At 49.9% G+C, this 8,611-nt stretch carries 5 protein-coding genes and 2 pseudogenes; 6 read left to right on the top strand and 1 reads right to left on the bottom strand.

What is annotated here, in order from left to right:
* The first annotated feature begins 48 nt into the window (after nt 1-48).
* The 4 genes from ACHHZ6_RS15010 to ACHHZ6_RS15025 all read left to right on the top strand — a co-directional run bounded on the left by ACHHZ6_RS15010 (nt 49) and on the right by ACHHZ6_RS15025 (nt 4,801).
* Nucleotides 49-309, top strand: coding sequence for a hypothetical protein (locus tag ACHHZ6_RS15010; RefSeq protein WP_395122533.1), 261 nt, complete (start codon nt 49-51; stop codon nt 307-309).
* Nucleotides 306-626, top strand: coding sequence for a DUF5375 domain-containing protein (locus ACHHZ6_RS15015; protein WP_182919334.1), 321 nt, complete (start codon nt 306-308; stop codon nt 624-626). Before ACHHZ6_RS15010 ends, ACHHZ6_RS15015 begins: the two co-directional genes overlap by 4 nt.
* A gap of 13 nt (nt 627-639) precedes the next feature.
* Nucleotides 640-2,973 carry a primase-helicase zinc-binding domain-containing protein gene (locus ACHHZ6_RS15020; protein WP_395122534.1) on the top strand — a complete coding sequence of 778 codons (2,334 nt, stop codon included), beginning with the start codon at nt 640-642 and terminating at the stop codon, nt 2,971-2,973.
* 574 nt (nt 2,974-3,547) lie between these two features.
* Nucleotides 3,548-4,801 carry a tyrosine-type recombinase/integrase gene (locus tag ACHHZ6_RS15025; RefSeq protein ID WP_395122535.1) on the top strand — a complete coding sequence of 418 codons (1,254 nt, stop codon included), beginning with the start codon at nt 3,548-3,550 and terminating at the stop codon, nt 4,799-4,801.
* 108 nt (nt 4,802-4,909) lie between these two features.
* Here ACHHZ6_RS15025 and ACHHZ6_RS15030 read toward each other — a convergent pair.
* Nucleotides 4,910-5,328, bottom strand: a pseudogene (locus ACHHZ6_RS15030) (transposase); the annotation flags it as partial.
* Between the two features lie 296 nt (nt 5,329-5,624).
* Between ACHHZ6_RS15030 and ACHHZ6_RS15035 the strand changes: the two are divergent.
* The gene (locus ACHHZ6_RS15035) at nt 5,625-6,707 is read left to right on the top strand and encodes an AAA family ATPase (protein WP_395122537.1); all 1,083 of its coding nucleotides are present in this window, start codon (nt 5,625-5,627) and stop codon (nt 6,705-6,707) included.
* 640 nt (nt 6,708-7,347) lie between these two features.
* Nucleotides 7,348-8,307: pseudogene (locus tag ACHHZ6_RS15040) on the top strand (S8 family peptidase); the annotation flags it as partial.
* Nucleotides 8,308-8,611 lie beyond the last annotated feature (304 nt).

Below are 8,611 nucleotides of genomic sequence, written 5' to 3' on the forward strand. Positions count from 1 at the left end.
AATGTGCGTATCTGCGCAGGGATACGCACGTGCTCAGGAGACGGAATCATGCCTGTTAATAACCCGGCCTTAATACAGAAAGAGCGCCTTGCCGCGTTCAGTCAGAATGACCTCGAATGTCTGGAACACCTTTGTAACGTCGGCAGGCTCGTCGGCGAACTGATGCAGGTGCAGGACTGCACCACCGTGCGCCGCGACCCGGCGCAGCAGTTACAGCTCACCTCCGTGATTTACCTCATGACCGCCCAGCTCGACGGTGTGGTCGGACGCTGCAACCAGCGCTGGCTCACCGGGGAGGGTCACGTATGAAACAGCCGTTACCGCCCGTATTACGCGCCGCGCTGTATCGCCGCGCCGTGGCCTGTGCCTGGCTTAATCTGTGCGCCCGTCAGCACCGCTATCCGCAGCTCACCCTCGATGCGCTGGAAAATGCCATGACCACGGAACTGGAAGGTTTCTATTTACGTCAGCACGGCGAGGAAAAAGGCCGTCAGATTGCCTGTGCGCTACTGGAAGATTTAATGGAAGCCAGCCCGCTGAAAGCCGCCCCGTCGCTGTCCTTTCTCGGCCTTGCCGTGATGGATGAACTCTGCGCCCGTCATATCGCCGTGCCGGTTGTGCACTGAGGGAGAAAAAACGATGAAAATGAACGTAACGGAAACCGTCAGACAGGCGTGCGGCCACTGGCCGCGCATTCTCCCGGCGCTGGGGGTGAAGGTGATTAAAAACCGGCATCAGGCCTGCCCGGTGTGCGGCGGCTCTGACCGGTTCCGCTTTGACGATAAGGAAGGGCGCGGGACGTGGTTCTGTAACCAGTGCGGCGCGGGTGACGGCCTGAAACTGGTTGAGAAGGTGTTCGGCGTAAAACCGTCTGAGGCAGCCCAGAAAGTGAATGCCGTGACCGGCAGTCTGCCGCCGGTTACCCCGGAGGCGATGGCGGCCTCAGGGGCTGAAACCGATGCTGACCGCAAAGCAGCGGCCGCGCTGGCCGTCAGGCTCATGGAGAAAACCCGCACAGGAACCGGCAACGCCTACCTGACCCGAAAGGGATTTCCCGGTCGGGAATCTTTCATGCTCACGGCCACGCATAAAACCGGCGGCGTGACGTACCGCGCCGGTGATGTGATTGTCCCGCTGCATGACGATACCGGCGCGCTGGTTAACGTTCAGCTTATCAGTGCTGAGGGTCTCAAACGCACCCTGAAAGGCGGACAGGTGAAAGGGGCATGCCACACCATCGAAGGGCAGAAACAGGCCGGAAAACGTCTGTGGATAGCAGAAGGCTATGCGACCGCCCTCACCGTGCATCACCTGACCGGGGAAACCGTCATGGTGGCGCTGTCGTCGGTGAACCTCCTTTCTCTGGCGAGCCTTGCCCGGCAAAAGCACCCGGCCTGTCAGATTATCCTCGCCGCTGACCGCGACCTTAACGGCGACGGCCAGACCAGAGCCGCAGCAGCCGCACAGGCCTGTGAGGGCACGGTTGCCCTCCCGCCGGTGTTCGGTGACTGGAATGATGCGTTTATACAGAAAGGGGAGGAGGCCACGCGCAAAACGATTTATGACGCCATCCGGCCAGCGACTGAAAGCCCTTTCACTACCATGAGTGAGGCGGAGTTTACCGCCATGAGCACCAGTGAAAAGGCGATGCGGGTGCATGAGCATTACGGCGAAGCGCTGGCCGTGGATGCAAACGGCCAGCTCCTGTCCCGCTATGAGGCCGGGATATGGAAAATTATTCCGCCGTCGGACTTTGCACGTGATGTGGCAGGACTTTTCCAGCGCCTGCGCGCCCCGTTCTCATCCGGGAAAATCGCCTCGGTGGTCGACACCCTGAAACTGATTATTCCCCAGCAGGATGCCCCGGCGCGTCGCCTGATTGGCTTTCGCAACGGCGTACTCGATACCAGCACCGGCGTATTCAGCCCGCACAGCAAGGCACACTGGTTGCGTACCCTGTGCGATGTGGATTTTACCCCGCCGGTGAAGGGGGAAACACTGGAAGCCCATGCGCCGAACTTCTGGCGCTGGCTCGACCGCGCAGCCGGTTCACGTGCTGACAAGCGTGACGTGATACTTGCCGCGCTGTTTATGGTGCTGGCGAACCGCTATGACTGGCAGCTCTTTCTCGAAGTCACCGGCCCCGGTGGCAGCGGGAAAAGTATTCTGGCCGAAATCGCGACGATGCTGGCCGGGGAGGATAACGCCACGTCGGCGACCATTGAGACGCTGGAATCACCACGCGAACGTGCGGCGCTGATTGGCTTTTCGCTGATACGCCTGCCTGACCAGGAGAAATGGAGCGGGGACGGTGCAGGGCTTAAGGCCATCACCGGCGGCGATGCGGTGTCGGTTGACCCGAAATACCGCGATGCGTATTCAACGCATATCCCGGCGGTGATTCTGGCCGTGAACAATAACCCCATGCGCTTCACCGACCGCAGCGGCGGCGTTTCCCGTCGCCGGGTGATAATCCACTTCCCGGAGCAAATCGCTCCGGAAGAGCGCGACCCGCAACTGAAAGACAAAATTGCACGCGAGCTGGCCGTCATTGTGCGTCAGCTTATGCAGAAATTCAGCGACCCGATGACGGCGCGCACGTTGCTCCAGTCACAGCAAAACTCCGATGAGGCGCTCAGCATCAAACGCGATTCAGACCCGACATTTGATTTTTGTGGCTACCTTGAAGCGCTGCCCGAGCCTGACGGTATGTATATGGGAAATGCGAACATCATTCCGAAACAGCCGCGCCTGTATCTCTATCACGCCTATCTGGTCTATATGGAGGCGCACGGCTACAAGAATACGCTCAGCCTTACCATGTTCGGCAAAGGGCTGTCGGCCATGCTGAAAGAATACGGGCTGAATTACGGCAAGCGGCGAACGAATCAGGGGATGCAGACCAATCTCGCCCTCAGGGACGAAAGCAACGCCGACTGGCTGCCCCGGTGTGACGAAACCACAGCCCTGTAACCTACCCTGACCGGCATCAGCCGGTCTTTTTTTACCTGTAATCCCGGAAAGTGAACAGTAAAGTGTTCACTGTTCACGGACTGTTCACTGCCTATCTTACTGAAATAAATAGAAAATAATACCGAGTGAACAGTGTGAACAGTTTTTCTAAAAAAAAGTTTTTTTGCGTGCTCTCAAATCTTCGGTTTGGATCCGTAGCACGGATCCAAACCGAAGAGTGCCTTTAGAGCTCTTTACCATTTTTATCAATGTGTTGCATATGGGAGGGGGTAAAAAATTGATGGGGGCACAAAAGGGGGCACTTTAATGATCATATACAAATAAACTGTTTATATTTAATATGTTACATTGTGATTTGAGTCCGGCCTTCGCACCATCGGAACATCAATAGACGTCAACGGACGTCTTTTTTTGTGCCTGAAATCCAGTATCCGCAAGGCTTTCCTCGCTTTTTCACTCAACCTAAGTCAACCTGATTCAATTTACATCAACTTACTGATGCGGGTACAACTGCGGGTATATCCCGGTTCGATAGTGTTTGTACCCACACAGAAACCTTGAAAGGATACTTATCATGGCTCTGAGTGATGTGAAGGTTCGTTCGGCAAAGCCTGAAGCAAAAGCCTACAAACTAACTGACGGTGAAGGCATGGTTTTGCTGGTTCACCCTAACGGCTCCAAATACTGGCGGCTTCGTTATCGTTTTGGCGGTAAGGAGAAGATGCTGGCGCTGGGGAAATACCCTGAAGTCTCGCTGGCCGATGCCAGGGGTCGCCGGGATGAAGCCCGTAAGCTAATAGCTAATGGCGTCGATCCCAGTGAGAACAAGAAAGCCGTTAAGGTAGAGCAGGAGCAAGAGGCGATAACGTTTGAAGTGGTTGCCAGAGACTGGCACGCCAGCAATCAAAAGTGGTCGGCATCGCATAGTGCTCGTGTATTGAAAAGCCTGGAAGATAATCTCTTCGCTGCTATCGGTAAGCGGAACATTGCTGAGTTGAAGACACGGGATTTGCTTGTACCCATCAAAGCGGTGGAGTCATCCGGGCGTCTCGAAGTTGCGGCTCGTTTGCAACAGAGAACTACCGCGATTATGCGCTTTGCTGTGCAGAGTGGGTTAATCGACTACAACCCTGCGCAAGAAATTGCCGGTGCGGTTGCTACGGCTAAAAGACAGCATCGTGCGGCATTAGAACTTAACCGCATTCCTGAATTACTTCATCGAATTGATCACTACTCCGGTAGGCCGTTAACTCGACTGGCTGTCGAACTCACATTGTTGGTTTTCATTCGTTCAAGCGAACTGCGTTTTGCCCGTTGGTCAGAAGTGGATTTTGAAACGGCCATGTGGACGATTCCAGGTGAGCGTGAACCGCTGGAAGGTGTTAAACATTCTCAGCGTGGTTCGAAGATGCGGACTCCACATCTTGTTCCTTTGTCGCGCCAAGCCTTAGCTATTCTGGAAAAGATCAAAAGCATGAATGGAAATCGAGAGCTGATCTTTGTTGGTGATCATGATCCGCGTAAACCCATGAGTGAGAACACGGTGAACAAGGCTTTGCGAGTGATGGGCTATGACACGAAAACGGAAGTTTGTGGACATGGTTTCAGGACGATGGCGTGTAGTTCGTTGATTGAGTCGGGGCTGTGGTCTAGAGATGCGGTAGAGCGGCAGATGAGTCATCAGGAACGCAACTCTGTTCGGGCGGCTTATATTCATAAGGCGGAGCATATAGGGGAGCGTAGGCTAATGTTGCAGTGGTGGGCTGATTATCTGGATGCGAATCGGGAGAAGGGGGTAAACCCATTCGATTTTGCGAAACGTCGTTGAATTACTAGGATACTCAGTTTCACGGCACAACGAGAGCTTTGGGAATGACCCCATAATCGTAGACATTTCTCGTATCACGACGAGGCCTGTTCAAAGGCCTCCGGACTGACGCCGCCGAGATGACTGTAACGCCGGGAGCAGGTTGTGCAGCCACGCATATAACCCGGCTAGGGCGACATTCAGTACCCGACACATCGTCATCTCACCCCATACAGAGCGGTGCTCATTGATAAAGCGGTACTTCAGTCGGGCTCCCTTGCAATGTACCGCGCGGCCTTTTTCAGGATATCCCGTTCTTCTTCGGTGCGTTTTAGCTGCGCCCAGAGTTTCAGGATCTCGCTTTTGGCTTTCAGTAAATCCCGGGCATGCTGCTCGCTGTTATCAGGTTTGATAGCCCGTAGCCACTTGTAGAGGCTGTATGCAGAAACGCCCAGCCGGTCGAAAACTTCAGTCACGAAATAGCCACACTCCGTTATTTGATGGACGGCTTCTTCCTTAAATTCAAGTCTAAATCGTGGTGTGCCCATACGGTCCTCCTTTGCTCAAACTATAGGGCAGGATTGTCTGCTAGGCGGGTTAGACCAGTTATGCAAATGTATGATCGCTACATAAAGCGGGCAGGCGTGGCGAGGATATGAGTGCGCGCTGATGGCAGTAATTGGATGTAATTTTTACATCATTCTCATTGCATGCGTGATGTGGTTCGGTTTTTGGTCAAACTGGTTGGGTTATTCGGTTTTTTGGCTCTGGCCTGGCTGCTATTTAGCATTATTGGTGTATGATTGTTTTCATTGTGGTTGGTGTTTGCCGTGAAGGTGGTTGAATGATTAATGTTACGAATGAAATGCTCATTGATGTAGTCAGTGATGCTCTTGCAGGGAAGAGGGAAAGCCTTCTCATGCGACTGAGAGTTATGGCAAAAAAACTCAAGAAAGAATCTCCAGAGTTAGCGAACAAACTGGAAAGCTTGCTGATGCATACCAGTGGTGCCGTTGCTATTGAGCGCGCCCAGCCACTTATACCTAAAGCCGCTCCCGTTGATGCTGACAGTAGGCAAAAGTTGTTAGTTGAAACTTATCCTGTGGTTATTGATGTTGAACCTGTCTGGCCTAGCAAAACTGATGTGCAATTAAATCGGTTTGTGATCGAATGGGAAATGAAAGAACGTCTTTATAAAGAGGGGCTTCACCCTTCCAGGTCTCTTCTCATGGGAGGGCCTCCGGGAGTTGGGAAGACGTTAGCTGCAAAATGGTTGGCTTGTAAGCTTGATATGCCTCTTCTTACACTTGATCTTGCGAGTGTAATGAGCAGCTATTTAGGAAAAACGGGGAATAACATAAAAGCGGTTCTTAATTATGCTTCGTCATTTCCATGTGTGCTGCTGCTTGATGAATTTGATGCAATTGCTAAGAAAAGAGATGATGCAACAGATGTTGGAGAACTCAAGCGATTAGTTACTGTGCTCTTACAAGCTATTGACGAGTGGCCTAATACTTCTGTACTAATTGCTGCTACAAATCATTCAGAATTACTCGATCCAGCGGCCTGGAGACGATTTGATAGAGTGATTGATTTTGACTATCCAACAAAAGACCTAATCAAAAGATATTTAATGTCTAAAAATATTGGTGATAATTTGGCTGAGTATGTTTCGGCTAGATTAGATAAGGTTTCTTACGCTGTAATTGAAAGAGCAATTAACCAGGCGAAGCGTAATTCTATTATAGAAAGCTCTCCTTTAAGTTCATCATTGATAGATGAACTATTAGAAGGTGAGTCTATTGAAGATGTTATTAGAACAATGTTGGCTGAAGATGTTTCGCAAAGGAAGATTTCACGTGACCTAGGTATACCTAGAACTCAGGTCAGTAAGTTTGTGAAGGCAGAGGGTGAAGGAAATGAATGATAAAAATATGTTGCTAGGATATGGGGAAACTCTTACTGGTTCAATTAAATTGAACCGGGGCGGTGGTAATAAGAATAAACCTTATACCTACTCTGAAAATAAACCTGTTATATCCGAGCAGTTGAGTGAGCTGATTGCTGAAATCAATAAAATTTCGATTTCAGCAATGCCGGAAGGTAAGGCTGTGGCAAAATTTGTATTACACCCAACATTTCTAGCTAAAAGCTATTTTCCTGTAGGGTTGTTGGACCGATTTTCTCTCAGTAGCATCGGTAGTAAAGCTATTAAAATTAAGCCTAGAAAGGATATCAAGAAGAAAGGGCGAAAAGACGAGTATACTACGGCCTGTATTTATGTTTCCGGTAAGCAGGAAGATTTTCAGCAATTCCTTGATGCTATCAATAAAGATGCATTAACGAAGGGACAGCAGGATGATTTTATTACGCTGGAAAGCATTTCGATGCTTGAAGTTTCTGATAAAGTAAAAGCAATCAATGGTCATGAAGTGATGAGCATTGAGGTGGCACTGCATACACCAGAAAATACTTCAAGCGTAATTGATATTTTTGAATCCTTTGCTTTGCAAAATGGTGCAGTCATTGATACAGCAAGAAGCATAAAGGTTAAAGGCTTAACCTTTATGCCAATTAAAGCAAGTAAAGATGTTGCTTTGAAACTTGCGGAGTTTTCTTTCCTTAGAACGTTAAGAGAACTTCCAGAATTAAGATTGAGTGAACCAGTTATCGCGCGCTCTGTGGAACAAATATCTCATCTTAGTTTGCCGACAGAAGGGGCTATAAACCAAAATTTGAAGGTGGCTATATTTGACGGCGGCCTTGGGGTAGATGATTTCAGCCCGTGGGTTACTGAATACACCTTTAATGGTAATTCTGCCACAAGTGCTAAGCTACTCTCCCATGGGCAGGATGTAACTTCTACCGTTCTATTTGGTGTTCTGGGTGCGGAAACCGAAAAATTGACGGTGCCATTTTGCAATATTGATCATTATCGTGTATTGGACTCCAATGTAAATAATTCGGATGTTGATCTTTTTGATGTTCTGATCCGAATTAAAAGTGTTTTGGAGCAGAATCATTATGATTATGTGAATTTAAGCTTAGGGCCAAGATTACCCGTAGATGATGATGATGTTCATGTGTGGACTTCTACGCTTGAGGAAATTCTTGCAACTGGTGAAACGCTTTGCACTATCGCAGTAGGAAATGATGGTCATCTCCCTGCGCAACTGAACAGAATCCAGCCTCCGGCAGACTTAGTTAATGGTTTGTCTGTCGGTGCGGCGACATCTTTATCTGATGACTGGGAGCGTTGTTATTACAGTTGCATAGGTCCTGGGCGAAGCCCCGGCTTTGTAAAGCCTGATGGGGTCGCATTTGGCGGGAATGAGGATGAACCTTTTCAGGTATACAGTCCAATGGTTAATGGGCTTGCCAGCACCGCCGGAACGAGTTTTTCAGCACCGTTGGTGTTGCGACAGGCGATAGCGTTAAGTTCATCACTGCAATACAACATCACGCCTCTGACTTCTAAGGCACTCCTTATACATCATGCTGAATGTAGAAAACTTAATCGCCATGAGGTAGGTTGGGGCCGTTTCCCTCATGATCTGAGTCAAGTGATATTCTGCGGGGATGATGAGGTAAAAGTTATCTATCAAGGAAAACTGAAGCCATCCCAACACATGCGAGCGCTTATTCCTGTTCCCGAAGTTTTAATGAAAGGTCGTGTGAATTTGAGGGCAACATTCTGCTTCTCAAGGGAAGGTGCGAATAAGCAGGTCATTTCTTCCCAAGCTGACTCGCTGATTAAAATTTCGCGGATCTGGGCCGATTTTTTTCCCGCAAACACATCGAATCAGCCTATTTAGGCTATTTTTTCCACCA

This window comes from Enterobacter cloacae complex sp. 2024EL-00214, from assembly GCF_043945575.1.
Taxonomy (GTDB): Bacteria; Pseudomonadota; Gammaproteobacteria; order Enterobacterales; family Enterobacteriaceae; genus Enterobacter; species Enterobacter cloacae_P.

Excerpts from the sequence above, each read along its gene's own strand:
- ACHHZ6_RS15015 (WP_182919334.1), top strand. The coding sequence starts at position 306 with ATGAAACAGCCGTTACCGCCCGTATTACGCGCCGCGCTGTATCGCCGC.
- ACHHZ6_RS15010 (WP_395122533.1), top strand. The coding sequence starts at position 49 with ATGCCTGTTAATAACCCGGCCTTAATACAGAAAGAGCGCCTTGCCGCG.
- ACHHZ6_RS15025 (WP_395122535.1), top strand. The coding sequence starts at position 3,548 with ATGGCTCTGAGTGATGTGAAGGTTCGTTCGGCAAAGCCTGAAGCAAAA.
- ACHHZ6_RS15020 (WP_395122534.1), top strand. The coding sequence starts at position 640 with ATGAAAATGAACGTAACGGAAACCGTCAGACAGGCGTGCGGCCACTGG.
- ACHHZ6_RS15035 (WP_395122537.1), top strand. The coding sequence starts at position 5,625 with ATGATTAATGTTACGAATGAAATGCTCATTGATGTAGTCAGTGATGCT.